General features: G+C 45.2%; 26 protein-coding genes. 11 read left to right on the forward strand and 15 right to left on the reverse strand.

The genetic code is table 11. The features are described 5' to 3' along the window. Positions 1-56: 56 nt before the first annotated feature. On the reverse strand, positions 57-1,385 hold the full coding sequence (hslU, locus tag ACFI6J_RS04975; RefSeq protein ID WP_462558521.1) for an HslU--HslV peptidase ATPase subunit: 1,329 nt from the start codon (positions 1,383-1,385) through the stop codon (positions 57-59). 82 nt (positions 1,386-1,467) lie between these two features. Next, entirely contained in the window at positions 1,468-1,992 is a 525-nt protein-coding gene (hslV, locus tag ACFI6J_RS04980; RefSeq protein ID WP_014950969.1) for an ATP-dependent protease subunit HslV, read from the reverse strand. 606 nt (positions 1,993-2,598) lie between these two features. Between hslV and ACFI6J_RS04985 the strand changes: the two genes are divergently transcribed. Beyond that, positions 2,599-3,072, forward strand: a complete 474-nt coding sequence (locus ACFI6J_RS04985; protein WP_462558519.1) for a DUF1294 domain-containing protein — start codon at positions 2,599-2,601, stop codon at positions 3,070-3,072. 367 nt (positions 3,073-3,439) lie between these two features. On the opposite strand, the gene ACFI6J_RS04990 is transcribed toward ACFI6J_RS04985, so the two are convergent. From ACFI6J_RS04990 to priA, 3 genes are all read right to left on the reverse strand, one after another. After that, complete coding sequence (locus ACFI6J_RS04990; protein WP_462558517.1) at positions 3,440-4,180, reverse strand: hypothetical protein; 741 nt, start codon at positions 4,178-4,180, stop codon at positions 3,440-3,442. 85 nt (positions 4,181-4,265) lie between these two features. Further along, positions 4,266-4,856, reverse strand: coding sequence for a cbb3-type cytochrome oxidase assembly protein (locus tag ACFI6J_RS04995; protein ID WP_014977575.1), 591 nt, complete (start codon positions 4,854-4,856; stop codon positions 4,266-4,268). Positions 4,857-5,000: 144 nt separating this feature from the next. Then, positions 5,001-7,190, reverse strand: coding sequence for a primosomal protein N' (gene priA, locus ACFI6J_RS05000; RefSeq protein ID WP_462558515.1), 2,190 nt, complete (start codon positions 7,188-7,190; stop codon positions 5,001-5,003). Between the two features lie 486 nt (positions 7,191-7,676). Between priA and rpmE the strand changes: the two genes are divergently transcribed. Continuing rightward, entirely contained in the window at positions 7,677-7,889 is a 213-nt protein-coding gene (rpmE, locus tag ACFI6J_RS05005) for a 50S ribosomal protein L31 (RefSeq protein WP_014977577.1), read from the forward strand. Positions 7,890-8,094: 205 nt separating this feature from the next. Here rpmE and ACFI6J_RS05010 read toward each other — a convergent pair whose 3' ends face one another. Then, positions 8,095-8,412, reverse strand: coding sequence for a hypothetical protein (locus tag ACFI6J_RS05010; RefSeq protein ID WP_462558513.1), 318 nt, complete (start codon positions 8,410-8,412; stop codon positions 8,095-8,097). Positions 8,413-9,092: 680 nt separating this feature from the next. Here ACFI6J_RS05010 and ACFI6J_RS05015 point away from each other — a divergent pair. Continuing rightward, positions 9,093-10,328, forward strand: a complete 1,236-nt coding sequence (locus ACFI6J_RS05015; RefSeq protein WP_014950978.1) for a malic enzyme-like NAD(P)-binding protein — start codon at positions 9,093-9,095, stop codon at positions 10,326-10,328. A gap of 161 nt (positions 10,329-10,489) precedes the next feature. On the opposite strand, the gene metJ is transcribed toward ACFI6J_RS05015, so the two are convergent. After that, a complete protein-coding gene (gene metJ, locus ACFI6J_RS05020; protein ID WP_014950979.1) occupies positions 10,490-10,822 on the reverse strand; it encodes a met regulon transcriptional regulator MetJ in 333 nt (110 codons plus the stop codon). 161 nt (positions 10,823-10,983) lie between these two features. Here metJ and metF point away from each other — a divergent pair, with 161 nt between their 5' ends. Both metF and ACFI6J_RS05030 read left to right on the forward strand, forming a co-directional pair. Further along, on the forward strand, positions 10,984-11,871 hold the full coding sequence (gene metF / locus ACFI6J_RS05025; RefSeq protein WP_171337429.1) for a methylenetetrahydrofolate reductase: 888 nt from the start codon (positions 10,984-10,986) through the stop codon (positions 11,869-11,871). Positions 11,872-12,084: 213 nt separating this feature from the next. Continuing rightward, on the forward strand, positions 12,085-12,969 hold the full coding sequence (locus ACFI6J_RS05030) for a virulence factor BrkB family protein (protein ID WP_014980485.1): 885 nt from the start codon (positions 12,085-12,087) through the stop codon (positions 12,967-12,969). Positions 12,970-13,036: 67 nt separating this feature from the next. Here ACFI6J_RS05030 and ACFI6J_RS05035 read toward each other — a convergent pair whose 3' ends face one another. Together ACFI6J_RS05035 and ACFI6J_RS05040 are read right to left on the reverse strand one after the other, a co-directional pair. Then, complete coding sequence (locus tag ACFI6J_RS05035; RefSeq protein WP_014950982.1) at positions 13,037-13,675, reverse strand: DUF2959 domain-containing protein; 639 nt, start codon at positions 13,673-13,675, stop codon at positions 13,037-13,039. Further along, positions 13,672-13,914, reverse strand: coding sequence for a hypothetical protein (locus ACFI6J_RS05040; RefSeq protein WP_014950983.1), 243 nt, complete (start codon positions 13,912-13,914; stop codon positions 13,672-13,674). Before ACFI6J_RS05040 ends, ACFI6J_RS05035 begins: the two co-directional genes overlap by 4 nt. A gap of 188 nt (positions 13,915-14,102) precedes the next feature. Here ACFI6J_RS05040 and pip point away from each other — a divergent pair, with 188 nt between their 5' ends. The 3 genes from pip to ACFI6J_RS05055 all read left to right on the forward strand — a co-directional run bounded on the left by pip (position 14,103) and on the right by ACFI6J_RS05055 (position 16,544). Further along, complete coding sequence (gene pip / locus ACFI6J_RS05045) at positions 14,103-15,080, forward strand: prolyl aminopeptidase (protein ID WP_039226790.1); 978 nt, start codon at positions 14,103-14,105, stop codon at positions 15,078-15,080. Further along, on the forward strand, positions 15,077-15,514 hold the full coding sequence (dtd, locus tag ACFI6J_RS05050; protein ID WP_039226792.1) for a D-aminoacyl-tRNA deacylase: 438 nt from the start codon (positions 15,077-15,079) through the stop codon (positions 15,512-15,514). The genes pip and dtd overlap by 4 nt, the downstream gene beginning before the upstream one ends. 115 nt (positions 15,515-15,629) lie before the next feature. Beyond that, positions 15,630-16,544 carry a bifunctional GNAT family N-acetyltransferase/hotdog fold thioesterase gene (locus ACFI6J_RS05055; RefSeq protein WP_014950986.1) on the forward strand — a complete coding sequence of 305 codons (915 nt, stop codon included), beginning with the start codon at positions 15,630-15,632 and terminating at the stop codon, positions 16,542-16,544. Positions 16,545-16,673: 129 nt separating this feature from the next. Here the strand turns inward: ACFI6J_RS05055 and rpoH are convergent, their stop codons facing one another. Continuing rightward, positions 16,674-17,528, reverse strand: a complete 855-nt coding sequence (rpoH, locus tag ACFI6J_RS05060; RefSeq protein WP_014950987.1) for an RNA polymerase sigma factor RpoH — start codon at positions 17,526-17,528, stop codon at positions 16,674-16,676. Positions 17,529-18,132: 604 nt separating this feature from the next. Between rpoH and ACFI6J_RS05065 the strand changes: the two genes are divergently transcribed. Both ACFI6J_RS05065 and ACFI6J_RS05070 read left to right on the forward strand, forming a co-directional pair. Then, on the forward strand, positions 18,133-19,359 hold the full coding sequence (locus ACFI6J_RS05065; protein WP_014950988.1) for an EAL and HDOD domain-containing protein: 1,227 nt from the start codon (positions 18,133-18,135) through the stop codon (positions 19,357-19,359). A 196-nt stretch (positions 19,360-19,555) separates the two neighbouring features. Then, on the forward strand, positions 19,556-20,791 hold the full coding sequence (locus tag ACFI6J_RS05070; protein WP_039226795.1) for an EAL and HDOD domain-containing protein: 1,236 nt from the start codon (positions 19,556-19,558) through the stop codon (positions 20,789-20,791). A gap of 97 nt (positions 20,792-20,888) precedes the next feature. Here ACFI6J_RS05070 and ftsX read toward each other — a convergent pair whose 3' ends face one another. From ftsX to ftsY, 3 genes are read right to left on the reverse strand one after another with little or no spacing between them, the layout of a single operon-like run. Further along, the gene (gene ftsX, locus ACFI6J_RS05075) at positions 20,889-21,869 is read right to left on the reverse strand and encodes a permease-like cell division protein FtsX (protein WP_156087017.1); all 981 of its coding nucleotides are present in this window, start codon (positions 21,867-21,869) and stop codon (positions 20,889-20,891) included. Then, entirely contained in the window at positions 21,866-22,579 is a 714-nt protein-coding gene (gene ftsE / locus ACFI6J_RS05080) for a cell division ATP-binding protein FtsE (RefSeq protein ID WP_014950991.1), read from the reverse strand. Before ftsE ends, ftsX begins: the two co-directional genes overlap by 4 nt. A gap of 26 nt (positions 22,580-22,605) precedes the next feature. Then, positions 22,606-24,282 carry a signal recognition particle-docking protein FtsY gene (gene ftsY, locus ACFI6J_RS05085; protein ID WP_156087019.1) on the reverse strand — a complete coding sequence of 559 codons (1,677 nt, stop codon included), beginning with the start codon at positions 24,280-24,282 and terminating at the stop codon, positions 22,606-22,608. A 66-nt stretch (positions 24,283-24,348) separates the two neighbouring features. On the opposite strand from ftsY, the gene rsmD reads away from it, so the two are divergent. Beyond that, positions 24,349-25,032: a 16S rRNA (guanine(966)-N(2))-methyltransferase RsmD gene (gene rsmD, locus ACFI6J_RS05090; protein ID WP_156087021.1), complete on the forward strand. Its 684-nt coding sequence runs from the start codon at positions 24,349-24,351 to the stop codon at positions 25,030-25,032. A gap of 129 nt (positions 25,033-25,161) precedes the next feature. On the opposite strand, the gene ACFI6J_RS05095 is transcribed toward rsmD, so the two are convergent. After that, a complete protein-coding gene (locus ACFI6J_RS05095; protein WP_371342323.1) occupies positions 25,162-25,740 on the reverse strand; it encodes a YjaG family protein in 579 nt (192 codons plus the stop codon). After that, positions 25,741-26,343, reverse strand: a complete 603-nt coding sequence (locus ACFI6J_RS05100) for a YhgN family NAAT transporter (RefSeq protein ID WP_014977587.1) — start codon at positions 26,341-26,343, stop codon at positions 25,741-25,743. Positions 26,344-26,681: the final 338 nt, after the last annotated feature.

Consider the following 26,681-nt stretch of genomic DNA (forward strand, 5'->3'; position numbering starts at 1 on the left):
GTAGAAGGGTTAGTTGAACATATCAACTAACGGGGAAACTTCTACTTAGCGCTAAATTACAAGATAAAGCGCGACAGATCTTCGTTATCTACCAAGGTTTCTAGGTGGCTGTTAACGTAATCAGCATCAATCACGAATGACTCACCGCTCTTTTCAGAGGCGTCAAACGAGATGTCTTCCATAAGGCGCTCTAGCACGGTGTGCAAACGGCGGGCACCAATGTTTTCAGTGCGCTCATTCACCTGCCATGCCGCTTCGGCTATACGCTGAATACCAGAATCGTCGAAACTAATATCCACGCCTTCTGTCTTCATTAGCGCAATGTACTGGTGCGTTAATGACGCATTCGGCTCGGTAAGAATGCGCTTGAAGTCACCGACTTTAAGGGCAGATAGCTCAACGCGAATTGGAAGACGACCCTGAAGCTCTGGAATAAGGTCAGACGGCTTGCTCATTTGGAATGCGCCCGAAGCGATAAACAAGATATGGTCAGTTTTAACCATGCCGTGTTTTGTCGATACCGTTGAACCTTCCACAAGTGGAAGCAAGTCACGCTGAACACCTTCGCGAGACACATCGGCCGACGAGTTACCCTCGCGCTTACAAATTTTGTCAATTTCGTCGATAAACACAATACCGTGCTGCTCTACCGACTCAATGGCTTTTTCTTTCAAATCTTCTTGATTCACAAGGCGTGCAGCCTCTTCTTCAATTAGTAGTTTGAACGCTTCTTTAATTTTCAGCTTCTTCTTTTTCTTTTGCGAACCCGACAAGTTCTGGAACATGCCTTGAAGCTGATTGGTCATTTCTTCCATACCTGGAGGCGCCATAATTTCTACGCCAACCTGCGGAAGTGCTACGTCAATTTCAATTTCTTTGTCGTCTAGGTCGCCTTGACGAAGCTTTTTGCGAAATGCTTGGCGCGTGCCGCGATCTTCAACGTTTTCTTTATTACCCCATGCATCTTCTGGTGGAGGCAGCAAAACGTCTAAAATGCGCTCTTCCGCTGCTTCTTCTGCGCGGAATTTCACCTTTTTCATTTCATTTTCTTTCGTCATCTTCACCGCAATATCAGCAAGATCACGAATGATGGTCTCAACTTCTTTACCTACGTAGCCCACTTCAGTGAACTTAGTCGCTTCAACTTTAATGAACGGCGCGTTAGCAAGTTTTGCTAAACGGCGGGCTATTTCAGTTTTACCCACACCCGTAGGGCCAATCATCAAAATATTTTTTGGCGTAACTTCTTGGCGCAGCTCAGGTTCAAGCTGCATACGACGCCAGCGATTTCGAAGTGCAATAGATACAGCGCGCTTGGCACCTTGTTGACCAATAATATGTCGGTCTAACTCGTGAACAATTTCTCTTGGTGTCATTTCAGACATGAATAAACCCTTTTCTAACAGCGCTTGCTGTACTCAAATTCATACGAGCGACAGCAAGCCGATAACAGCACTCAGCTATTACTTAGTAATCTAGTACATCAACCGTTTGGCTATGGTTAGTGAATACGCAAATATCACCCGCTATGGTCAACGCTTTTTCGGCAATTTCTTTTGCGCTTAGCTCTGTATTTTCAAGTAGTGCAGTAGCTGCGGCTTGCGCGTAGTTACCACCAGAGCCAATCGCGATAAGATCTTGTTCTGGCTGCACCACATCACCGTTACCGGTAATAATAAACGATGCGGTTTCGTCGGCTACGGCAAGCAGTGCCTCTAGTTTGCGAAGCGCCCTGTCAGTCCGCCAATCTTTGGCGAGCTCTACCGCCGCTTTGGTCAAATGGCCTTGGTGGGCTTCAAGCTTTGCTTCAAAGCGCTCAAACAGCGTAAATGCGTCGGCCGTGCCACCAGCAAAGCCCGCTAAAATCTTGTCGTGGTATAAACGGCGCACTTTGCGCGCATTACCTTTCATTACGGTATTGCCCAGTGATACCTGTCCGTCACCGGCCATTACCACTTGATTCCCACGTCGTACAGATACAATCGTTGTCACGTTAATTCCCCGTTTAGCTGGGCGCCGCTGCGTTTTTCGTCTAGCAAAGGCAGCAGCGTTCAAATTCAATAACAAATAAGTGGGGGAAGGCTTTTTAATTTCAAGGGTAAGACAAAAGAATGTGCGCTCAGAGCTGCCTACTATATGGGCTTAGCGCATACGGTGCTTATTGAATACACCATTTATCGAGTGCATACTCTCGCCAATGGAGCCTATGGTCAGTTGAAATGATGCCTAGGTAATGAAATGCAGATAAAGTGGTAACACTGAAGACGCTACATTATGGTTTTAAAGGAGTGGTAGTGAAGTATCAGGGAAGAATTCAACAGTGGGACGATGCTAAAGGTTATGGTTTTGTAGAGCCAATACCAATCCACATAGATAATTGCCCACTCAGAAGGCGCTGGCAAGTTTCCTAGCGAAGCGTGGGAATGCAGGAATGGCTGTTCCCTTTTAAATTCCCAGAATGAAGCTAGGAAGCTTGCCAGACCTTCCCGAAGGGCGAGTTTAAAATGTCCGTACTCTTTGTTGTGTCACCTTGATGTAGAACCACTATACCTGCGGTAACACGCCGCGATTACGAACATTTTAACTCTCGCTGAGTGGGTGATTATCTATGCGGACTGGTATAATGGAGGCACGCGCGCGTTTACTCATATCAAAGCGTTTAAACAACGCTCTAGGCGCTCGGTTAATGGCGACATTATTGTTTATGAAGTTGAGCAGGATAGAAATGGTAATCACCGCGCCTGCAACATCAGCTTACTCAAGGATCACAAAGCAAAACGTTTACGCGCCAATAAGCCAACCTCGCAAAGAAAACGTAATGTTATCGTACTGAGTATTTTCTCCGGTGCACTTGCGTTATTTACATTGTCAGGTCGGCTACCGTTTATAGTACCTATCGTTTATGGCGCGGTAAGTTTGCTTACCCTAGTGTTTTACGGTATTGATAAATGGGCAGCTAAAAACGACATGTGGCGAGTATCAGAAGCAAAGCTGCACTTATTAAGTTTAGTGGGGGGATGGCCTGGCGCATTGCTTGCCCAACAGATGTTAAATACCAATCCGCATAGATAATTGCCCACTCAGAAGGCGCTGGCAAGTTTCCTAGCAAAGCGTGGGAATGCAGGAATGGCTGTTCCCTTTCAAATTCCCAGAATGAAGCTAGGAAGCTTGCCAGACCTTCCCGAAGGGCGAGTTTAAAATGTCCGTACTCTTTGTTGTGTCACCTTGATGTAGAACCACTATACCTGCGGTAACACGCCGCGATTACGAACATTTTAACTCTCGCTGAGTGGGTAATTATCTATGCGGACTGGTATGAGCATAAGCGTAGTAAATCGTCATTTATGAGGGTTTATTGGGTAACGGTTTTGGTTAATCTCATTTTGCTTGGGCTAATTGCATTTGAAGTGATTAATACGCAGGCATTCATGGTTGAAATTTAGCGAAATCGATACCCTTCAATGTCAAAACCAAAACCACTTTCGTAGCCCTTAACATACACCCATCCTTTATTCGGTAGGCGTTTGTGCTCACTTTCCCTTAAGCATAAGCGCCCATCAGACAGGGGACCGTTCTCTTTTAGCAAAAGTGGATGTCGACAGTGCTTAGAGCCGCTTCCTTTTTCATAAGCAAATTTTCTTTCTGTTTCTTGTTTATCGGACGCTAAGTGAAGCGTGTAGGGCAATGCCCTATCAATAAAATTCCAAGTAAAAATAAGCCCCAAAAACGGCATGGTGAAAATTGTTACTTTTCCACGCCAATCTTTCATCACAAATTGCGCTTGTCGTTTATCGATGGAAATAGACAGGTAATAAAAGGCACAATAAACAAAAGTAAATAAAACAATGGCCCATGTTGAATTATTTAGCCATGCGTTAATCACGATAAAGTTGGTGAATGCCGATACAATCAAAGCGCCAATAAGTACTAAAAAAGCGCCGTTACTGATACGTGTTATTGGATGAAGCTCAGACCACTTAGGTCGAGTAAAATGCTCATCTTGATGGGCGCTATCCGTATCATTCTCAGGTGGCAGCGTTGCCCGCTTAGCAGCGAGCTCATTTTTTGCTGCCTGATAGCGTTCTGGAAAGGCCTGCTTATCAATATTTTCCAGAACGTCCTCAAGCTCTTCTATGCTATAAGCGGCGTAATTTGGTTGTTCGGTGATGGCAATACTCATTGATACTTCCTTGTAAACGCATCCTTTCTCTACGCGCTATTTCAGCGCCGTATGCACCGCATTAAGTGTTACCTACAATAAACTGCTACAAATTCCAGTACCAAATTTGGCATGTCGCAATGTTCACTTTACGCAGACTGTGCTTGGCTTTTTCTGCATCACGCTTAGACTCGTAAGGGCCCAGAATAACGCGGAACCAATCGCCGTTGCTGCCAGTGCTGTGTCTGATAAGCGCCTCTAAACCTTGGAATGCAATTTTGGCTTTCATCTCTTCAGCCTGCGCGCGGGTTCTAAACGAGGCGCACTGCATTAAATAGCGTTTGTCAGATTTTTCTTGCTCTTTGACCTCAACTTCTACTTCATATCCTGGAAGGGTCTTAATGTACTCCCATTCTTCTTCAGGAAGCTCAGGTAACGTCTCTTCTGTAGGAGCCACAGGTCGTGAAGCTTGTGTATCCACGTCGTCTTCTACATTGTCTTTTATTGACCACAAAAATGCACCAAAGCCAATCACCAATGCGAATACGCCAACAAGGCGCACAATAGGAAGTTTTCCAGAAACCGGGGCGTTAGATTGCGCATTTGATTGCGCGCTTCTGGCTGGTTTTCTACCTTTACCAGCCGGCTTCTTTTTTTGAGGAGAGCGTCCACGAGAGACATAATCGCGTTGAGCCATAGTCGGCAATATTCCTACTTGTTATCGTTGTTTGTATGCGTAAGAAAACGTCATATACCAAATCTTTATGAAGCAGCAGCTTTCCTGCACTTCAATCCTGCACTTCAATCCTGCAGAAATTTTAACGTATTGCTACCCAACAAGCTAACTGAAATCGGTAGGATCAATATCTATCGACCACCTTACCTTCATTGCCTGTGGCAACGCCTGTAAAAATGGCAGCGCCAAACGCAGCGCATTGTGAAGCGGCGCACGCTTTTCATGACTGCATACCAGCATAAACCGAAACCTGCCTTGCCGCTTTTCAATCAAACAAGGAAACGGGCCATTTAACGCAATAGCATGCTGCTGGTGAAATACTTGCTTGCTGTCTTGTAAAAAGCGATAGGCCAAACTGCTGTCGGTCGCTTCTGCGCGAATGACAAACTGGCTAATAAATGGGGGAAGCCCTGCCGCTTTTCGCTCCATTAAAGCGTGTCTGGCGAAATGCCCATAGCCGTTATGTACTAAATCTTGTAGCAAAGGATGGTGGGGATTGTGAGTTTGCAGCCACATTTCACCAGGTTTACTGGCGCGCCCTGCTCTTCCTGCAAGCTGAGTTACAAGCTGAGCGAGCTTTTCTGGTGCTCTAAAATCGGCACTAAAAAGTGCGCCATCACAATCTAGCACCGCCACTAAGGTTACATGCGGGAAATGATGACCTTTTGATAGTATTTGGGTACCTACCAGCAGCTGGTACTCTTGGCGGTTTATTGCTTCTAGCGTCTGGTGCAGTTTGTCTTTGCCCCGCACGGTATCGCTGTCTATTCGTACCTGCTTAACACCGGGAAATAAGCTTGCAAGCCCTTGCTCGACTTGCTCGGTGCCCGTACCCGCCGTAACTAATTCATTGTGATGGCACGCTTCGCAGTTTGATGGCATTGAGCGCATGCCGCCGCAGTGATGACACTGCAAACGGTTCTGCGCTTTATGCACCGTATACGGGCGGTCACAACGCTTACACATGACGGTTTCGCCGCAGTGATGGCAAAGCAGCGCTGGCGCATAGCCTCTGCGATTCACAAACACCAATACCTGATTTCCCGCGTTGATATGCTGGCGCATTATCGTTAGCAAGCCTTGCGAAATACCGTAGTGAATGGGTTGGTCACGCGCGTCCAACACATGCTGATGCGTGCTTTTCGCCCCTCCCGCTCGCTTAGTTAACTGCAAATGGGCATAGCGACCGCTTAGCGCATTATTAAGTGTCTCTAGCGCGGGCGTGGCGCTGCCTAATAAAAGAGGAATATTGTGCTGCTTAGCCCGCATAGCTGCCAAGTCACGGGCGTGGTAGCGAAGTCCATCTTGTTGTTTAAAAGACTCGTCGTGCTCTTCATCCACAATCAGCATGCCGGGGTTGTGCAGCGGCGTGAAAATAGCTGAACGGGTACCGATGATTATCCCGAGTTCACCTGCTTTTGCTCGCTGCCACACCTGTAGCCGTTCTTTATCAGAAAGCTGAGAGTGTAAAACGCCCACTGCAATACCAAAGCGCTTTTCAAAGCGTGACACCGTTTGCGGCGTAAGCCCAATTTCTGGCACAAGTATAAGCACTTGTTTTCCGTCGCGCAGTAAGGGTTCGATGGCTTGAAGATAGACTTCCGTTTTACCGCTACCAGTAACCCCTTCAAGTAAACTTACCGCAAAGTTGCCTTGCTGACGGTTAAGCGCGGCAATAGCAACCGACTGTTCTGTGTCTGGAACCGGCTTTTCAGACACCGATAACGTGGCAAGCCAGCTGCCTGACTTAAATTCAGGCGCGACTTCTTCAATGCTTGCCAATGACTTTTCGACAAGCGCTTTGACCGCAGGTGCGCCATACTGCTTGCGCGCTTGGGATGCTAATAAGGCACCACCAGCCATTGCAGTAAAACAGGCTTGTTGCTTAGGCGCCCGCGATAACGTGTCTGCAGTCGTATGCTTACCTTCTTCAGTAAGCATTAGCATGTCTTGAGGTGTTGGCGCTGCTGACTCGCCTTTGCGCAATAAAACAGGCAGCATGGCGTGTAGCACTTCACCCGGCGCATGATGATAGTACTGCCACAGCCATTGGGCCATTTTCAGCAGCACCTCATCTATAATGGGGCTATCGTCCAGTACCGACTCAATGGCTTTTAGCTTGTTGGAGTTTTCAATATCGCTTTCAGTTTTGTGTAGGGTTTCAACAACTACGCCCACAAGTTTGCGCGGACCGAAAGGCACAACCACTCTTACACCCGCACTTAGTGCGTTATCGTGGGTATATGTGAAAAGTTGGCGCAGTGGCACTGGCACGGCAACTTGGATAAAGGCCATTGCGAAGGTTCTACCTTATTTGACGATTGTTACAGCGCATAATGCGCTTACTAAGCTTCTTATGTTGAAACTAATTATACTGAGGCTTCTTGCAGACCTATACGTTACAGCAGTTTGCGCTGCTAACAGCTAGCTACACATTTTGCTATTAGCGCATGATTTTGCTACTCGAGCATTTTTTTGCCACTAGAGCATCTGGCCCAGCCTTAAAAGACAAATATTTAAACATACTTTACAGGTAAGCATAAAAGGAATGTTTTTTGTTTGGCCTTTTTATACGGCTACCTTTTTATACGGCTGCCTTGTCTAGCTCTCTTGTTTAGCATTTGGCCAAAAACCGCTTGATCAAGGCCCTGCCATCCTTTATTATGCGCCGCTCTTTTGCGATAGGCTGTTCTTTGAACGACTTATCATTTGAATTAAGTAACGTATGGTGTGCGACTTCGGGTTGTATAGCGATACGGCCTTATTATGTGAGGTAACCCAATGAAACAAGATATCCACCCAAAATACGAAGCAATCACAGCAACTTGCTCATGTGGTAACGTAATGAACATTCGTTCTACGCTTGGTAAAGACATCAACCTAGACGTATGTTCTTCATGTCACCCATTCTACACTGGTAAGCAACGTAACGTTGACACTGGTGGTCGTGTTGATCGCTTCAAGAAGCGTTTCGGTGCATTGGGCAAAAAGTAAGCCTGATATCGAGTTCGAAAAAGCGCCTTTATGGCGCTTTTTTATTGTTTAAAATTCACGCTTCACACAAACAAGGTGTGCCAAACAGCGCTTTACCGCCGTTATCCTACGTCAGGCCAGTACCTAGCCAGTTTAACAAGCCCTGCAACTCGCCTTTCTGAAAAACGTTTTTAGCTTAATTTACAATATTCAGCGTGACCTGAACTCAGTGAATGTTTTTAACATTAGATAAATGCCTATCCCAATTGCCGCCACTCACTTTCTTACACTCTTCTTCGCTATCAAAATAAATACCAACGGGTGCTGACTTAATTGACGCTAAAGCAATATTCACTTGGTTTATGAAGTCTATATCCCAACCATTAGTTAACGCCCGCTGCTTCTCCTGCTCAGTATTAAACACGGCAATCACTTGCGGCGCTCTCCAATGCCCTATGTGAGTTAGCCAAACAAATCCATTATTGGTAGATTTTACGCTTTCACACACATCGGTTAGCACGGTTATTAGTTTTCTTTCTGTCATATCCTCGCCTTCAGCGCGAATTTTGAGTGGGCTTTCACAGGATTTTATCAGAAATATTGGATGGAGAATTAACGAGGTGTCTCCCTGCGTTCTATTTTCCTGATTTGGGTTTCTGTCCAATGCATTTATGAGAACGTAGATCCCTTTGATAGCTTTGTTTTCATCCTCCACACAATAGACCTACAGAATGGCATAACAAGTCAAAATAAATAGTATGAATGGCAATTATAGCCCCATTTTACTGGTCTAATTAGTATGCCTAACCTACATTGGTATATGAGAATTCTGATCAGATATGTACACAGTGATTGGCTGTGTTAGAGTTGCGATCGGCACTTTGATAGTGAGCATTAATTCTGTGAATAATGCATGACTTTCAAGACTTGTGGCGCTTTTGGGTACATAAACCTGAGGCTTGTATCCATTAAGGTATGTGAACAAAATCAGTAAAGGTTAACGCCTAGTCTGCTTTTTCCACATGCCACCTTAGGGCGTATTGATGATTGTTGTAAAACAAAGATCAACAAGCCCTAGTGCTAACAACTATTTATAATCACTTTTGTCATTACTTGGTTGTAACGCGCTTACGTTTATCTACCTATAACTATAACGACAATAAAATAGCTACAGAGCGTGAACGAAAACACCGATGAACCCTACATCTAAGGATACCTTTTTACATGTCAGATTTTAGACAACGCGCACTCGACTATCACGCCAAACCCACACCTGGAAAAATCCGCGTAGAGTTATCTAAACCAGCCGACAGCGTCGATGACCTTGCTCTTGCCTATAGCCCAGGCGTTGCCGAGCCGGTCAGAGAAATTGCCGAAGACGCAGATAACGCCTATAAGTACACGGGTAAAGGAAACCTGGTTGCCGTTATCAGTAACGGAACTGCGATTTTAGGATTGGGTAACCTAGGCCCCCTGGCATCGAAACCTGTTATGGAAGGAAAAGCCCTTCTGTTTAAACGCTTTGCTGGCCTGGATGCCATTGACATTGAAGTGAAGCATCGTACAACCGAAGAGTTCATTAATACAGTAGCGAATATCGCTGACACATTTGGCGGCATAAACTTAGAAGACATTAAAGCGCCTGAATGCTTTGAGATTGAACAAGAGCTAATTAAGCGCTGTAAAATTCCGGTATTTCATGATGATCAGCACGGTACCGCTATTGTAACTGCAGCGGGCATGCTTAATGCTCTGGAAATTCAGGGTAAAAGCATAGAGAGCGCTAAAATTGTGTGTATGGGTGCCGGTGCAGCAGCGGTCGCTTGTATGGAACTGCTTATTAAGTGTGGCGCCCAGCGTGAGCGTATTTATATGCTAGACAGAAAAGGCGTTATCCATACTCGTCGCGAAGACTTAACTGAGCACAAAAAGCTATTTGCTAACAATACTGACAAGCGTACGCTTGAAGACGTAATGGAAGGTGCGGATATTTTTGTTGGTGTGTCAGGACCGGATGTTTTACCACCAGAAACACTGGCCTTGATGGCTGAAAACCCAATTGTATTTGCATGTTCTAACCCAGACCCTGAGATAAAGCCTGAACTTGCTCACGAAGTACGTAAAGATCTTATTATGGCTACCGGACGCTCGGACTACCCTAACCAGGTTAACAACGTACTGTGTTTCCCGTTTATTTTCCGTGGAGCACTAGACGTTCGTGCAACGGCCATTAACGATGAAATGAAAGTAGCGGCAGTAGAAGCCCTTCGTGCTATCACGAAGGAGCCTGTACCAGAAGAAGTACTAGCTGCCAGTAAGAGTACTAGTCTGACATTTGGTAAGGAGTACATTATTCCTAAACCTATGGACCCGCGTTTATGCGAGCGTATTGCTACCGCCGTATCTAAGGCTGCGATTGAATCTGGCGTTGCACGCGTGCCTGAAAGCCCAGAAGAATAAAATTCTGGCGCATAAGGCAAAAAATGGAGGGGCTAGTGCTCAACCTTTATTTGCTAAAAAGTGCGCTTCGAGAATACAAGTACATAAAAACGGCGCCGTGTTGTAGGTTATCAATTAGCAATAACTTACAACAAAGCGCCGTTTCTCTTTAATACCAAATATCAGTCGTCTTCCGACACATCGTTTTCGAAGCTTGGATCAATGCCCATTTCTTCCATAATGCGTCTTGCTTCAGCCGGTACGCGATTGGGATTGTCTTTGCGCAGGTCATCATCGTTAGGCAATGGTTGACCGGTAAACGCATGCAAAAATGCTTCGCACAACAGTTCTGAATTAGTGGCGTGACGCAGATTATTGATTTGGCGGCGAGTACGCTCATCAGTAAGCGCCTTAAGCACATTAATAGGTATAGAGACAGTGACTTTCTTTACCTGTTCGCTCTTCTTGCCATGCTCTGCGTAGGGGTGAATATATTTACCGTTCCATTCTGCCATTGTACTAACTCGGTCTACTCTTTTTTATGTTATGAAGAGAAATTCTAAACAAGTTCACGAAAAGGTCAATTGAGCAGTGTAAACCTCTTGACGTCTAGACATATATTCTTTAATTTAGACGTCTAAACGTCTATAAGAATACATTTTTGAGAGAAAAAGCCATGGTTTCTTACGCACAAGGTATCGATGCATTAAACCAGTCCCTGTCGGAACTGCGTGATATTGATGTATCTTTTGAATTCTTTCCGCCTAAAACGGAAGCCATGGAACAGACCCTGTGGAAGTCAGTTGAACGTCTCGCGCCACTAAAGCCAAGCTACATGTCGGTAACCTACGGCGCGAATAGCGGTGAGCGTGACAGAACCCACGACGTTGTAAAACGCATTCAGCAGCAAACCGGTGTCGCGGCGGTTCCTCACTTGACCTGTGTTGATGCTAGCCGTGATGAGCTTAAGCAAATTGCAAAAGACTACTGGGACTCAGGTATTCGCCGTATTGTTGCGCTTCGTGGCGATTTACCGCCAGGAGTAGAAAAGACAGAGATGTATGCCTCTGATCTTGTTGCCTTGCTAAAAGACGTTGCCGATTTTGATATTTCTGTTGCTGCCTATCCAGAGAAGCACCCTGAAGCACCAAATGCGCAGTTTGATTTACTAAACCTTAAGCGCAAAGCAGAAGCAGGTGCCACAGAAGCGATAACCCAGTTCTTTTTCGATACGAGTGTTTACCTTCGATTTAGAGACCGCGCTGCTGCAGCTGGTGTCGACTTAGATATCGTTCCGGGTATATTGCCGGTAACCAACTACCAAACACTGGTGAAATTTGCGGGGTTCACAAATGTTCATGTGCCGGGATGGTTACACAAAATGTTCGACGGCCTTGATGCCGACGACCAAGCTACCCGTAATCTTATAGGCGCTAACATTGCTATGGACCAAGTTAAAGTACTCGCTAAAGAAGGGGTAAAACACTTCCATTTCTATACTTTGAACCGTAGTGAATTAAGCTACGCCATCTGCCACATGCTAGGTGTGCGCTCAGGCACTTAATACGGATCGTGCTGACATTTTTGAATGAAGCACTCCACAATAGGCGCAGTCAATGCGCCTTTGTTGCATAAAGCCTGCATTAAACTTTGCCACCAAGGCCGCCCGCAGTTACCATCTGATATAACATGTAATGAACTATCGATGCTTTATAACAGTCCGCATAGATAAGACCGCGCTGTTTACCATTTACACGGTATCGTCAGGAGAAATTGAGTGGATTTAGACAAGGTTAAAGCCTTATATAACAATGTTACTCCTCAGGTTAGAGATCTCTTTAGCATCTTCATAAAGCGCTGTAGAGAAGACAATATTACTATCTCTGCTGGGCACTTAGCCTATGTAACGTTGTTATCTTTAGTACCATTTATCATGGTGACCTTTACCATTATGTCGGCTTTTCCTGCCTTCGCATCTGTGAGAAGCAAGCTAGAACATTTTGTTTTTAGCAACTTTGTACCTACCGCCAGTGATGTGGTGCATAAATACATGACCGATTTTGTAGGCAATGCCTCACAAATGAGTGCTATTGGTATTTTGTCGCTGCTGGTCGTTGCGTTAATGCTTATATCAAACGTAGATAAAACCCTGAATAGAATTTGGCGTACGCAAAGTGACAGACCGATTGTGTATACCTTTGCTATTTACTGGATGGTGATCACTCTTGGTCCTATGTTAATCGGCTCCAGTGTGGTAGTCAGTTCTTATTTGACGGGATTAGCGGCATTCACCGAAGAATACACACCAGGTCTTGGTACTTTCTTACTCAGCCTTGTACCAAGCGGCGCAGCCATGCTTGCTTTCACCATTTTATACATGGTGGTTCCTAATAGAAGGGTCTTTGCTCGTCACGCACTGGTGGGCGCTATCGTGGCTACTATCGCTTTTGAAATTACCAAGTCAGGCTTTGCGCTATATGTTACGAACTTTCCTTCGTACGAACTTATTTACGGCGCGCTTGCAGTGGTACCTATTCTGTTTTTATGGGTGTATTTGTCGTGGATAATTGTGCTGTTTGGTGCTGAATTTACCTGCAGCCTGGGTGAAGCGTTTGAAAACCGAAAAGCAGAAAACGAACCCCGCAAGGTACCTCAAGAATAACCAGCCCTTCAGTTTTTAATAAAAAAGGGAGCTGCTCGCTCCCTCTCTATCTATTACTGCTTAAAAGCTAGTTTTTCATTGAAGAAATAAACGCATCAGACTCTGCAATAGCAGAATTCATTTGTCTGATAAGCTGAGCGACGTTGTTCTCGATAGTAGAGAGTTCGCCCTGCAGTGCGCCTATCGCGCTGGCATTTAAGTTGTGCTTCAAGTACAGCACATTATCTTGAAGCGCACTCAAGACTGGCGGCATTTTACTTTCCGCTTTGCGCATAGCCGTCATTAGTGAAGCGTAACGACGCTTAGTTTCGCGAAGCTTCGCTGCGCTATCTCGCTTCAGCGATGCGTTCTCATACTTCTCTAGCTCTTCAGACCATTCATCGAATAAAGCCTCAGCTACACTTTCCACCTTATCAATACGTGAACTCACTTCTTCTGAAGCAGCAACGCTGTCTTCGTACTGACCATTTAAGCGGTTGTAAACGTCTTCTAGCTCTCCGCCATCAAATGCAACGGCCGCGCTAAATGCCTCCAGCGCCGAATTAAACTGCTCTTGTGCGTCTTCTTGTGACTCTTTAGCGTTTTCAACGCGGTCGACTAAGATGTCGCGCTTTTCAACGCCCACCTTTTCCCATGCTGCGTAATATGCAGACTGACACCCACTAAGGGCAAGCATAGCAACAAATGCTGATGCAAGTAGCTTCATGCGGTTACTCCACCTCTAAAGCGCGCTGCGCTTATAATACTGATTAGATGCAAAATGGCACCTAATGGCCAGAATACGATAGCAAGAACGACGGTCGCAGCCAGGGCATAGCACACGCCTACGGTAATGAAATAGAACAGCGCGCCCAGTATTCTGCCTTGAACCAAATGACCTAAACCAGGAATAAAGAAGTTACAAATTGCGGCGATTACATTACCGCCCGATCCTTGACCTGCCATATAAACATCCTCGCATTTATGACTATAATATGATTAGCTAGCACGTAATGACACTTGTTCTATAGTATACACTTAAGATTTATCGCTTATTTTACAAGCATAAACAGCGTTGAAGCAGTCAGCACGCAACCGTTTGTATAACAATAAACTAAACTAAAACAGGCACTCACACAACGCGCAGAAACAAAATGAAACGACTTTACCCCGATGTTACCTACTATGAAAATGGATTTATCGAAGTGGGAAGTGGGCATTCGCTTTACTTCGAGCAAAGTGGTAATCCAAACGGCATCCCCGTACTCTTTATTCACGGAGGTCCAGGTGCAGGCTTACCCCCTAATTACAAATGCTTTTTTGACAGCAATAAGTATCGCATTATCGGCTATGAGCAACGTGGTTGCGGCCGCTCTACGCCTATAGCTGACACGCTAAATAACGACACGTGGTCGAATGTTGAAGATATCGAAGCATTACGTACACACCTTTCAATTCCAAAATTTCTCTTGTTTGGCGGTTCGTGGGGTTCGACACTCGCCCTGCTCTACGCGTTAAAGTACACACCGCGAGTGACAGGACTCATTCTACGTGGCGTATTTTTAGCTCGACAGGAAGACAGGGATTGGTTTTTATCGCCAAATGGCTGTGCAGCTCAGTTATTTCCCGAGTATTACCGGAAATTTACAAAAGATGTGCCTAAGCCTGTGACCTCTAATTCAGTGTGTGATTTCTATAGCGCAATGGTGCGTTCTAGCAATGATGTACTAAGACATTCAGCGCTTAAAAGATGGTACCAATGGGAAGAGAGACTTTCTCGTATAACGCTACCACCTGGTGTGGGTGATTCGACAACTAATTACCCTATGCAGCTGGTCACCTGTCTAGCCACATTGGAATGCCATTTCCTATCTAACCAATGCTTCCTAGATGAAAACTATATTCTTGAAAACATTAGTAAAATAAGTCATATTCCTGGAACAATTGTACATGGTCGTTACGACATGATCTGCAAAACAGAAGCGGCGGAGGCACTTCACAAAGCGTGGCCTCAAAGTCAGCTACAAATTATCCCCGACGCGGGGCACAGTACTTCCGAGCCTAGTATAGGTTACGCGCTCTGCCGTGCTACCCGCGACATGTCTCGCTTTATTCAGGAGTCGTCAAAGTGATAGGACTAATTCAACGCGTATCGGAAGCCAATGTCACCGTTGCCGGTAATGTTATCGGCGAAATTGGTAAAGGCATGCTGGTGCTCTTGGGTGTAGAGAAAGAAGACGGTGACGCGGAGATTGAGAAACTAGCAAATAAGCTCTGTCGATATCGCATGTTCAGTGACGAAGACGGAAAAATGAATCTAAATGTTGAGCAAGTGGGAGGCGAAATACTGGTGGTCTCTCAGTTCACACTCGTAGCCGATACGCAGAAAGGTAATCGTCCTGGTTTTTCACGCGGTGCATCGCCAGAACACGGCCAAGCCATTTATGAAAAGTTCGTTCAGTCTCTAAAAAATAAAGGTATGGTGGTGGCCACCGGCGAGTTCGGCGCTGATATGCAAGTAGGCCTAATTAATGACGGCCCCGTCACCTTTCAATTTAGCGTTTAGCGGGTAAAATCGTACGCTTCGTCAGCATCCCAAACTTGCTTACATAATTAAGCTTGTACCGCATGTATTCTTACGTTTAAATACTCGTTCATTCATTTAAGAAGGCCGGTTTATTGTGTACAAGGTAGTCACACCAAAAAGCGATGCCGAGTTTGAAGCCTATTTTCATTTTCGGTGGGAACACTTACGCCAGCCATGGAATTTCCCTCCAGGCTCTGAAAAAGACGAATATGAACAAGTCGCAGAGCACCGTATTATTACTAACCGAAATGGCGAAATTGTAGCTTGCGGCCGTGTGCATTTGAACACAGCCGAAGAGGCACAAATTCGTCATATTGCGGTTCACCCAGGCCATCAACGCAAGGGCTTAGGCCAAATGATCATGGCCGCACTCGAAAACGTTGCGAAAGACTTGGGCGCCGAGCGCGCTGTAACGAACAGCCGCGAAATATCTATCGACTTTTTTAGCGCATGTGGCTTTGAAGTTGAGCGTGAAGCGCCTAATGAGCTAGGCATGCTTAAACGTCAACAAATGGTCAAGAAGTTCACTGAAAACAACACATTGGTACTTCACCCTAAGTGGTGTAAATCGCTGCAAGAGACATGGTCTGAGACCATTCCCATTACCGAGCACATGGGAATTAAGCTTTACCAGTACACAGGCCGCACGCTTGAAACCCGTGCATCATTAAACAAAAACATCAATATTCACGGCACTATGTTTGCTGGCAGTATTTTTTCTTTAGCTACACTAACTGGCTGGGGCATGATTTACCTGCAGCTTAAAGAGCGTGGATTAGACGGTGACATTGTATTGGGCGATGGTGATATTCATTACCACAAACCCATCACGATGAAACCAAGGGCAATCTGTAATATTGAAACCTTGTCTGGAAAATTCAAGCCGCTAGAGAACGACAACAAGGCAAGGTTTGAGCTGAGTGTGGCAATTTTAGATGGCGACACCCCTGTGGCGGAATTTGAAGGGGTATTCTACGTACTTCCTCCCTCTAAAAATGAAGAAGAGTAGCGTTACGGATTAGCGATCATCACTAATTCGTACGAGCCGTCACTAAGAACAAAAATCCACTCATAAAAAAAGCGCCGTTAAGGCGCTTTTTTCGTCGTTAAGCTATTTGTAAGCAATGCACTGCGTGTACTACGCGACCATAGCTGCTTGAAGCTTTTTCATCGCGTTCTTTTCAATTTGACGAACACGCTCTGCAGAAACCTGATATTTATCAGCTAAGTCTTGCAGAGTAATCTTGTTGTCTGCTAACCAACGAGTTTCGATGATATCTTGGCTACGCTCGTCTAGCGTTTTAATCGCTGAGTACAAGCGCTTGCTCGCCGCTGTATCCCAGTCGTTGTTGATTACGTCAGTTTCAACATCTGAAGATTTGTCTTCTAAATACTGAACTGGCGCAAAGTTACCTGTTTCATCTTCGTCCGCAGTTAAATCGAACGCTTGGTCTTGAGAGCTCATACGCGCTTCCATTTGAAGCACTTCTTTTGTACTCACACCCAATTCGTTCGCTACTGTTTGCACTTCGTCATGAGTAAACCAACCAAGACGCTTCTTCGCCTTACGAAGGTTAAAGAACAGTTTGCGCTGCGCTTTGGTTGTCGCAACTTTCACTATTCGCCAGTTTTTAAGTACAAACTCATGAATTTCTGCTTTGATCCAATGTACCGCGAAAGAAACCAAACGTACGCCCACTGTTGGGTCGAAACGCTTAACGGCTTTCATCAGACCGATGTTACCTTCTTGAATTAAGTCGGCTTGTGGTAAGCCATAACCTGAGTAAGATTTTGCAATGTGCACTACAAAACGAAGATGTGACATTACTAGCTTACGAGCGGCTTGTAAGTCTTCGTCTTCGCGAAGGCGCACTGCCAACTCGCGCTCTTCCTCAGCGCTAAGCATATCAATGCTGCTTACAGCTTGGATGTAGCCTTCAATGCTACCGCTGTGTGGCACTGACAGGGCCATAGATTGCAAATTGTTGCTCATTGTTCACCTCATTTATTGCCGCTTCATATTAGCAAAGTAACCGAAGCTGCGCGAGACCTAATTAAGATATGAAGTCTAACCGATATGTAGGTATAGTGACTATTTCTACAATATCAAGACCTAAATTAAGAAAAAAAGTTCAACTTTAAAGCTTGCGGTCCATTTACGAATGTATTCACCGCAAACACTAAACCTAGACTATCGACTTCACATCGAATGACACGCTGCACTTTCTGGCGTCGTGCCTTTGGGTCGGTCATTTAACCACTACATCATTATACTTTAATTACACATACCAAAGTGAAGGCTAATCTCACTGGTATGAAATCCAACGCTTATTTATTACACGCTAGTTACCCGAAACATAAGATTTCCACTATCTCTAAGATAAGTCAGCAAGGTGCCTACGCGTCAATACAGTATTTAAACCTTGTATATGTCATCTTATACCTTGCTTTTCTGGCTGGAAACTGAAAATAATAGATTGAATTAATCGATTTTGCACTACAACCGCTGTACAGCATTTTCCAGACAACAATTATAAAAGACTGGAAGGGAAATACTTAAGGAAAGGAGTAAGGCAAGTGAAGCAAAGAGGATCTTGATGTTTGCTTACGTCGCTAGACAGCCCATATTTAATGTAAACAGAGAAGTTTACGCCTACGAACTACTTTTTCGTGTTGGAGAAGATAACTGCTTTCCCGATATACCTCCTGACGAGGCTACCTCGAAAATTCTTACCTCTACCCATTTAAGCTTAGGTATTGAGGAGATAACCGGAGATAAGAAAGCCTTCATCAACTTTCACCGCGACACACTTATGTTTCGTTTTCCGACCTCTCTGGATGCAAGCAAAGTGGTCATTGAGATTGTAGAAACCGTTGACGTTGATGATGCGCTGGTAGCCGCTTGCAAACATATTCGAGGTCTTGGCTATCCTATTGCTCTTGACGACTATGACATGAAAGGGAAGTGGGAAGCATTCATTCCATTTACCAGCATAGTCAAAATTGACATTACAGAGATCCCCCACGAAAAAATTCCCGCCCTTGTCGAACGCTTCAAGTCGAACAAAATACAGTTGGTTGCAGAAAAAATTGAGACCTATGAAGAATTCAATAAATTCAAAGATATGGGTTTCGACTATTTCCAAGGATACTTTCTAGCTAAACCCGAAATCGTAAGGCACAGAAAGTTAGGGCCCAGCAGCCTAACTATGATGGAGTTACTTACGCTAAGTAGCCAGGCAAAGCTTAATTTCGATGAAGTAAACAAAATCATTGAACGAGATCCCTCGCTTACCTACTTGCTGCTGCGGTTTATCAACAATCCTCTGGTCAACAAGCGACATAAAATAACGTCACTTAAACACGCGTTAACCTTTATGGGCGAAGTAGAAGTGAAGAAGTTCATATCACTGCTGGCTCTTGCAAACCTAAGCGATGGTCAGCCTACTGAGCTAATGCAAATGGCGCTTGTTCGCGCAAAGTTCTGTGAACTGGTCTACACCCAGCTTAAAGGTGCCGATGACCCGTTAAAAGGTTTTCTTACTGGCCTGCTTTCTTTGCTTGATGCCATGATGGAACAGCGAATTGACGATTTGGTCAGCAAGGTTCCAATCAGTGACGACGTTAAAGATGCCCTGTGCGGAAGCCCTGGTGTGCTTCGCAACTGCCTGACGCTGTCACAATTCTTTGAAAGAGCTAAATGGACGGGCATTCAGCAATTCGCAACAAAGTATGGTGTTAAACAGAGTCTTCTGCATAGTTATTACAACGAAGCGATAAAGTGGGCTAAACACATTCATAAGGCCGCTTTGAACGACAACTAAGCCTACGATTACGCCAGTTGATGTGAAATTAATCGTTGAATAGTTGTTAGATTGCGCTTACATATCATAGACTAGGGTCAGTTCTTTTGGATTACACATTAAAGAACACCTAACCTTAGCGTGTGACGTAGCGCTAGCTAAGCCTCTAAATATAACAATAAAAATAACCTTAACCGTGTTGTATCAGGAATAGATTATGTTCGCGTTTATAGCTCGCCAGCCTATTTTAGATAAAAGCAAAAGTGTTTTCGCCTATGAGCTTCTGTTCAGAGATGGCAAGTCTGGTGCTTATCCGGAACATAACGAAGAGAAAGCTAAGTATATTTCTGAGCACTTCCATCCACTTGGGCTTGATGATATCAGCGGCGAAAAAACGTCTTTTATCACGTTCTCGTCAGATACAATTATTTCGCGCTTTCCTACATCGCTTAACCCTGAGTCGGTAGTGGTTGAACTGGCTGATCCATCCGACAACACCAGCGGACTATTCGAAGCATGCCAGCACATAAAGCAACTTGGCTTTAAGCTAGCTATCGATGATCCCATGATGGTGGGTTCAAAACACGACATATTTCCTCTTATCGATATTGTGAAAGTCGATGTGACAAAAACCCGCTTTGAAACCATTGAAAAGCACATTCCGCGCTATCACGATGCGAACGTGCAATTAGTGGCGGAACAGGTTGATACGCAAGATAATTTTTCAACGTGCGTAGATTTGGGTTTCGACTTCTTCCAGGGTTATTTTTTCTCGCAACCGGAAGCACGTATTCTACGACAGCTTCCTGCGTCTAAAATGAACATTGTTGATTTGATGGGCGAAAGCTCTAGCAGCGACTTTGACATAGACCGTATCAGCCAAATTATAGAGCGAGACGCCACCTTAAGCTTCTTATTGCTGAAGTTTATCAATAACCCCACTATTAATAAGCGTTACAAAATTACATCACTAAAGCACGCGCTTAATTACATGGGTGAAGTAGAGATTAAGAAATTCATCGCTTTATTAAGTTTAACGAACTTAGGCGATGAAAAGCCCCTTGAAATCATTCATATGTCTTTAGTTCGCGCTAAGTTTTTCGACTTACTTGCTGAGCGTAGAGGTCTTAGAAATAATCCGCCCATCTCCTTTTTGGTTGGTTTATTTTCGCTTCTTGAAGGGTTACTTGATCAGTCTATGACAGACATTGTAAAGCAGCTGCCGCTCTCCGATGAGGTTAACGATGCACTACTTGGCAAGAACTTAGAAATGAACAGCTATATGACTTTGGTTCGCGCCTTTGAAAGCGCCCTTTGGATGAATGTCATAAAACAAGCTAAAGTGCTCAATATTGACCAGAAGCAGCTGCATATGCTGTATAACCAAGCCATCATTTGGGGCAATGGAGTACGCAGCGCTATCTCCTCACACTACCCCCGTGCGATAGCTTAAGTACAAAACTAAGAACACGCCTACTTACCGCCAATAACGTCATACAGTGACTTATATATTTCGCACTGTAGGCGTGTAAGTATACTCACGTCTACGATTACTTGGGCTCTATTTCCCTTACATGACGCTGCACAGAGATAAGTGAGCCCAGTAAACCGAGCAGCACCGATAGTCCCAGCATTGTCAGCAATGCAGAACCGGTTAATCCGGTAATGTTGAAATCCTTCTGATACATAGCGGCAAACGTAGTGATGCTGCTATCCATCCACCATAGTATGATAATAACGGCAAACCATGCCATTAGTCCGCCCAATAGGCCATACCAGAAGCCTGTATATAAGAACGGACGATGGATAAACGCATCTGTTGCGCCAACCAGCTTCATCACTACGATTTCGTCATACTTGTTCAAAATATTCAGACGAATGGTGTTACCAATAATTAGTACAACGGCGATGAAAAGTAGTAACCCTATTAGCGTAACCAAGTCTCTAGCAATATCGATAACGGCATATAGTCGCTCTAACCATTCGATATCCAGTTTGCCAATATCAACTTCACGCTGCTGTCGCAGCTTATCTAGCAGTGCTTTGGCTGCCGTCGGTGACGCGTGTTTTTCGTTTGGCGTTACTAGTACTACATCAGGCAGTGGGTTTTTCTCTAGATAGGCGATGGCATCGCCCAATCCTGACAAGTGCTGAAATTCTTTAAGCGCATCATCCGCTGGAATATAAACAACGCTGTCTATTTCAGACCAGCTGTTTAATCGTGCCACCAGCTGTTGCGAACTTGCCGCGTTGATATTTGGCTTTAAAAACAGAGATATTTCTGAAGCCTGATCCCAGCCTGCTGTAATTTTCTCAGTATTTTTCACCATGATATAAAGCGTACTAGGTAGCGTAATACTCAGGCCTAGTACCCCAATAGTCATTAAAGATGCCAGCGGCTGACGCCACAGCTCTCCAAGACTCGCCAGCGCTTGGCGCACATGGCTGACAAAGAACATCACAATAGATTGAATAAAGCCCACTTTGGCAGAAGACGCCCCTTTTGCACGCCCTTTAAACAAAATACTCATGACCAGGCTCCTTCACTGCTGGCTGAACTTGTGCCATCAAGATCATCAGTAAGGCCATCGGTGATCATTTGACCATTTTTGAGGGTCAGCGTGCGATAACGCATGCGAGCAATCAGCCCTAAATCATGGGTTGCAATAAGTACTGACACGCCCGCTTGATTGAAGTCTTCGAAAAGACGAATAATTTCCATAGAAAGCTTGGGGTCGAGGTTACCGGTCGGTTCGTCTGCCAGCAGTAACGGGGGTTTATTTACTACTGCTCGCGCGATCCCCACTCGCTGCTGCTCACCACCAGACAACGTAATAGGCAGGCAACGCGCTTTATCTCTTAGCCCTACCATTTCAAGCGCAGCTTCTACGCGCTTGCGAATTTCTTTGTGGGTGTAACCCTCAATGACTAGCGGTAACGCCACGTTGTCAAAAACCGACTTGTCCATTAGCAGCTGGTGACTTTGGAAGATCATGCCGATATCGCGGCGTATATAGGCAATATCTCGACGGGTAATGGCGTTAAGGTCGTGGCCATTAATAAGAACGCGCCCTACTGTTGGGCGCTCCATTAGGCTGATAAGTTTAAGTAGCGTGCTTTTTCCTGCGCCAGAATGCCCTGTTAAAAAGGCCATTTCACCCGGCGCAATATGAAAATTCACCTTGCTTAGCGCACGTTGTCCGCCCGGATAAGTTTTGCTTACCTGCTCAAACTTTATCATTATTTTTCCCTACCGCTTTGCTGGTTTTAGCTTTCAGGTGTGTCCATTTCGCTAAACAACGCATCAATAAATTCTTGTCCATCAAACTGGCGTAAATCATCAATACTTTCGCCAACACCTATATACCTTATAGGAATTTTAAACTTATCGGCAATAGAGAATATAACGCCGCCTTTCGCTGTACCGTCTAACTTGGTTAGTGTGATGCCTGTTAAGCCCACGGCTTCGTTAAACAACTTGGCTTGGCTAATGGCGTTTTGCCCTGTACCTGCATCCAATGTAAGCATAACTTCGTGAGGCGCATTCGGATTAATTTTCTTCATTACGCGAACCACTTTCTTAAGCTCTTCCATCAAGTTGTTCTTATTCTGCAGGCGCCCTGCCGTGTCGGCAATAAGGATATCTGTGCCGCGCGATTTTGCTGCTTCTAGTGCATCGTAAAGTACCGATGCACTGTCAGCGCCAGTGTGCTGTGCGATAACCGGAATATCGTTGCGCTCGCCCCATACTTGAAGCTGTTCAACCGCCGCCGCTCTAAAGGTATCACCCGCAGCAAGCATCACTTTCTTACCTTCTTGCTGGAACTGCTTAGCCAGCTTACCAATAGTCGTGGTTTTACCTACGCCATTTACGCCAACCATTAAGATAACGAACGGACCTTCACTGGAATCATGGGCCTGCATCACTTCTGACAGAGGCTGATTCACTTGAGACAACATTCCCGACATTTGCTGCTTCATGATCTCCAGCAAGGCTTCGGCATCTTTTAAATCTTTTCGAGAAGCACTATCGGTTAGGTGATCGATGATTTTTTGCGTAGTATCCATGCCCACGTCAGCGACTAACAGCTGAGTTTCAAGGTCTTCATAGAGCTCATCATCAATGGTTTTGCCTTTAAACAGGCTTACTATGCCGCTACCTAAATTCTCTTTTGTACGAGATAGGCTTTCTTTTAAACGTGCGAATAACGACTTTTTCTCTTTCGGCTTTTCTTCGGCTTTGGCTTTAGCTTGCGCTTCAGCCTCTGCCTTTGCGCGAGCCTCTTCTTCCGCTTGCGCCTTCGCCTGTGCTTCAGCCTCTGCCTTTGCGCGGGCTTCTTCTTCCGCTTGGGCTTTCGCCTGTGCTTCAGCCTCTGCCTTTGCGCGCGCTTCTTCTTCGGCTTTAGCCTTCGCCTGTGCTTCAGCTTCTGCCTTTGCGCGAGCTTCTTCTTCCGCTTGCGCCTTCGCCTGTGCTTCAGCTTCTGTCTTAGCGCGGGCCTCTTCTTCCGCTTGTGCCTTCGCCTTTGCTTCAGCTTCTGCCTTTGCGCGGGCTTCTTCTTCCGCTTGGGCTTTCGCCTGTGCTTCAGCTTCTGCCTTTGCACGCGCTTCTTCTTCAGCTTTAGCCCTCGCCTGCGCTTCAGCTTCTGCCTTTGCGCGAGCTTCTTCTTCCGCTTGGGCTTTCGCCTGTGCTTCAGCTTCTGCCTTTGCACGAGCTTCTTCTTCCGCTTGTGCCTTCGCCTTTGCTTCAGCCTCTGCCTTAGCGCGGGCCTCTTCTTCCGCTTGAGCCTTCGCCTGTGCTTCAGCTTCTGCCTTAGCGCGGGCCTCTTCTTCCGCTTGCGCCTTCGCCTTTGCTTCAGCTTCTGCCTGTAAGCGAGCTTCTTCCGCTTGGGCTTTTTGTTTATCTGCTTTTTTGTTCTTACTGAACCAGCCAAAAAGTTTCGACATCGTTAGGACAAATCCTTATAAATTCTTAGCAATTTCGGCTACACTTGCCGCCTAATGTATGAACGCATGATACCATTGTCAGCCACTATGAAGCGAGTTTCTCGCCCTACTCGGGCACCATCTTCTGCAAAAAAACCTTATTCATCCCAAAAAGGGAAAAAATCAGGGAAAACCCAAAGCACAAATAGTCCTGGGCAAATACGCATTATCGGTGGCCAATGGCGTGGTAGAAAGTTACCCGTACTCAATGCAGAAGGGTTAAGGCCAACTACAGACAGGAACAAAGAAACTTTGTTTAACTGGTTAATGCCTTACATAAACGATGCACGCTGCTTGGATGTATTTGCGGGTTCTGGTGGGCTAGGTTTAGAAGCTCTGTCTCGCTATGCAGCACATTGTGATTTTATAGAGCTGGATAAACAGGCAGCAAGCCAGCTTAAAAGTAATCTTACCTTATTAAAAGCAAATGAACTGGCGTCAGCAACCGTTCATCAAGGGGACGCACTAGGTATTTTAAAAGGCATCAGCCAAGCGCCTTACGATATTATTTTTGTCGATCCGCCTTTTGCGAAATCATTGGTAGCACCTACGCTGGCTGCGCTAGAAGATAACAAACTTGTTCATAGTGGTAGCGTGGTGTATTTAGAGCACGAAAGTGCGCTAACAACGCCCGCTCTCCCCGCCCATTGGCAAATTATTAAAGACAAACAAACTAGCGCGCTGCGCTATATGCTAATTGAGATATGTTGATTGATAACGATTGAAGTGCCTCAATTGAGGAGAGATAAGCCGTGACCTTTAAGTACACGGCTTTTATTGAGCATAAGAGCTAAGGATCTGTTGCTCGTTTTACCTAAGCAAGATCAAGTTGCGTTGTCATTAAAGCTCAAGACCAATATTGGAGATTCCAGCTTCCAAGGCAAGTGCTTTCATTTCATCTGCCGCTTTCGCTGGGTATTTGGCTTGCTCTACATAATCAAGCAATTCGTTTTGTACCTCAACTTCAAACTCCATCAGCGGATGCCCTTTTACAGTCTCGTCATCGGCTTCTTCGCTTTCTAGCAAATAGGCTTCTACGCTGCCTTGCGATAACTTGCTGATGACCACTGCGCCTTGCGGATCGTCGCCTGCCATCAAATTTAGCAAACCAGCTAGACCAATAGCTGCATCAATTGCTGGATAAACGCCATAGTTGTCATGCTCACTGGTATCAGGTGTAGCCACTTCAACTTTCTCAAGCTGTACCGCAATGTTGAATTTGCTCTTGGGTGATTTCAACGTTTCCCACGCCAAATTCAAACAGTTGCGCAATGCGCTTGCATCACCACTTTCCGTTAATTCACAGAAAAGCGTGTAGTTGGGTAGCATACGCTCAAGTAATGCAGCACCGAATGCAACGGCTTTCCAGCCTTCCAAGGCGCGAACGCGCCCAAAGGTATTAAGTTTTTGCTTTGCCATTTAAAGGGCTCCAGTGGCATGCATGAAATATTGGGTAACGCCATCCAGCAACATTTGGATAGCAATCATAACTAGGATCATACCCATTAATCGCTCCATCGCAACTAGACCGCGCTCCCCCAGAATTTTATGGAACACATTTGAAAATAGTAAGATCACTGCGCTTATCGACCATGAAGCCGCAAGCGCAATCGACCAGTCAGCCATTCTGTCTGGCGCTTGGTTGGCAAGAAGAATAAGCGCAGCCAGCGTTGAAGGGCCCGCTATCATAGGAATAGCTAGAGGTACTAGAAAAGGTTCTTCACCTACAGCTAATCCACTGGGGTTGCCAGATGATGGAAAAATCATTTTAAGCGCAATAAGGAACAGAATAATTCCCCCAGCGATACTTACTGTCTCTTGTTCCACGTTCAGAAAATTGAGAACCGATTGGCCACTGAACAAAAAGAGAAACAGGATGCCAAGAGCAAATAATAATTCTCGAATTAGGATGACTTGACGACGCTTTGGTTCTATCGATTTGAGTACCGACATGAACACAGGGAGGTTACCTAAGGGATCCATGATCAAAAAGAGCATGATGGCAGCAGACCAAGTATCCATTTTTTTACTGTCTCCGGTTGTGAGGCTAAGCCCGTTTGCGCGTAAACCATTGAGTATAACTCAAAGTTCTTACAGATGGTCGTTTTAGGCGCGCAATGGTAAACCAAGCTGACTTAGTTAAAAACACCTTTTAAGGCATGATTGTTTTTCATTTATCTAGAGCCTGCAAAAAATACTCGAAAAATAACGAAAGTGCGCTTTACTAAAGCGTAGGGAGAAGTGTTTGTCATTTCTAAGCGGTGTTTTCGCCTTATTCACGGTCAGAATTCAAACAGCCCAATTGGCTTTTTCTACACCTTTTGGATAATGTCTTATCTCCAGAGCTTTTGATGTAATAG

The sequence above is a fragment of the Alteromonas sp. G4i13 genome, assembly GCF_054960505.1.

What these genes read in the sequence shown, in the direction of transcription:
- hslU (WP_462558521.1), bottom strand. Translation starts at nt 1,385, where the DNA reads ATGTCTGAAATGACACCAAGAGAAATTGTTCACGAGTTAGACCGACAT.
- ACFI6J_RS04990 (WP_462558517.1), bottom strand. Translation starts at nt 4,180, where the DNA reads ATGAGTATTGCCATCACCGAACAACCAAATTACGCCGCTTATAGCATA.
- ACFI6J_RS04995 (WP_014977575.1), bottom strand. Translation starts at nt 4,856, where the DNA reads ATGGCTCAACGCGATTATGTCTCTCGTGGACGCTCTCCTCAAAAAAAG.
- priA (WP_462558515.1), bottom strand. Translation starts at nt 7,190, where the DNA reads ATGGCCTTTATCCAAGTTGCCGTGCCAGTGCCACTGCGCCAACTTTTC.
- rpmE (WP_014977577.1), top strand. Translation starts at nt 7,677, where the DNA reads ATGAAACAAGATATCCACCCAAAATACGAAGCAATCACAGCAACTTGC.
- ACFI6J_RS05010 (WP_462558513.1), bottom strand. Translation starts at nt 8,412, where the DNA reads ATGACAGAAAGAAAACTAATAACCGTGCTAACCGATGTGTGTGAAAGC.
- ACFI6J_RS05015 (WP_014950978.1), top strand. Translation starts at nt 9,093, where the DNA reads ATGTCAGATTTTAGACAACGCGCACTCGACTATCACGCCAAACCCACA.
- metJ (WP_014950979.1), bottom strand. Translation starts at nt 10,822, where the DNA reads ATGGCAGAATGGAACGGTAAATATATTCACCCCTACGCAGAGCATGGC.
- metF (WP_171337429.1), top strand. Translation starts at nt 10,984, where the DNA reads ATGGTTTCTTACGCACAAGGTATCGATGCATTAAACCAGTCCCTGTCG.
- ACFI6J_RS05035 (WP_014950982.1), bottom strand. Translation starts at nt 13,675, where the DNA reads ATGAAGCTACTTGCATCAGCATTTGTTGCTATGCTTGCCCTTAGTGGG.
- ACFI6J_RS05040 (WP_014950983.1), bottom strand. Translation starts at nt 13,914, where the DNA reads ATGGCAGGTCAAGGATCGGGCGGTAATGTAATCGCCGCAATTTGTAAC.
- pip (WP_039226790.1), top strand. Translation starts at nt 14,103, where the DNA reads ATGAAACGACTTTACCCCGATGTTACCTACTATGAAAATGGATTTATC.
- rpoH (WP_014950987.1), bottom strand. Translation starts at nt 17,528, where the DNA reads ATGAGCAACAATTTGCAATCTATGGCCCTGTCAGTGCCACACAGCGGT.
- ACFI6J_RS05065 (WP_014950988.1), top strand. Translation starts at nt 18,133, where the DNA reads ATGTTTGCTTACGTCGCTAGACAGCCCATATTTAATGTAAACAGAGAA.
- ACFI6J_RS05070 (WP_039226795.1), top strand. Translation starts at nt 19,556, where the DNA reads ATGTTCGCGTTTATAGCTCGCCAGCCTATTTTAGATAAAAGCAAAAGT.
- ftsX (WP_156087017.1), bottom strand. Translation starts at nt 21,869, where the DNA reads ATGAGTATTTTGTTTAAAGGGCGTGCAAAAGGGGCGTCTTCTGCCAAA.
- ftsE (WP_014950991.1), bottom strand. Translation starts at nt 22,579, where the DNA reads ATGATAAAGTTTGAGCAGGTAAGCAAAACTTATCCGGGCGGACAACGT.
- ftsY (WP_156087019.1), bottom strand. Translation starts at nt 24,282, where the DNA reads ATGTCGAAACTTTTTGGCTGGTTCAGTAAGAACAAAAAAGCAGATAAA.
- rsmD (WP_156087021.1), top strand. Translation starts at nt 24,349, where the DNA reads ATGATACCATTGTCAGCCACTATGAAGCGAGTTTCTCGCCCTACTCGG.
- ACFI6J_RS05095 (WP_371342323.1), bottom strand. Translation starts at nt 25,740, where the DNA reads ATGGCAAAGCAAAAACTTAATACCTTTGGGCGCGTTCGCGCCTTGGAA.
- ACFI6J_RS05100 (WP_014977587.1), bottom strand. Translation starts at nt 26,343, where the DNA reads ATGGATACTTGGTCTGCTGCCATCATGCTCTTTTTGATCATGGATCCC.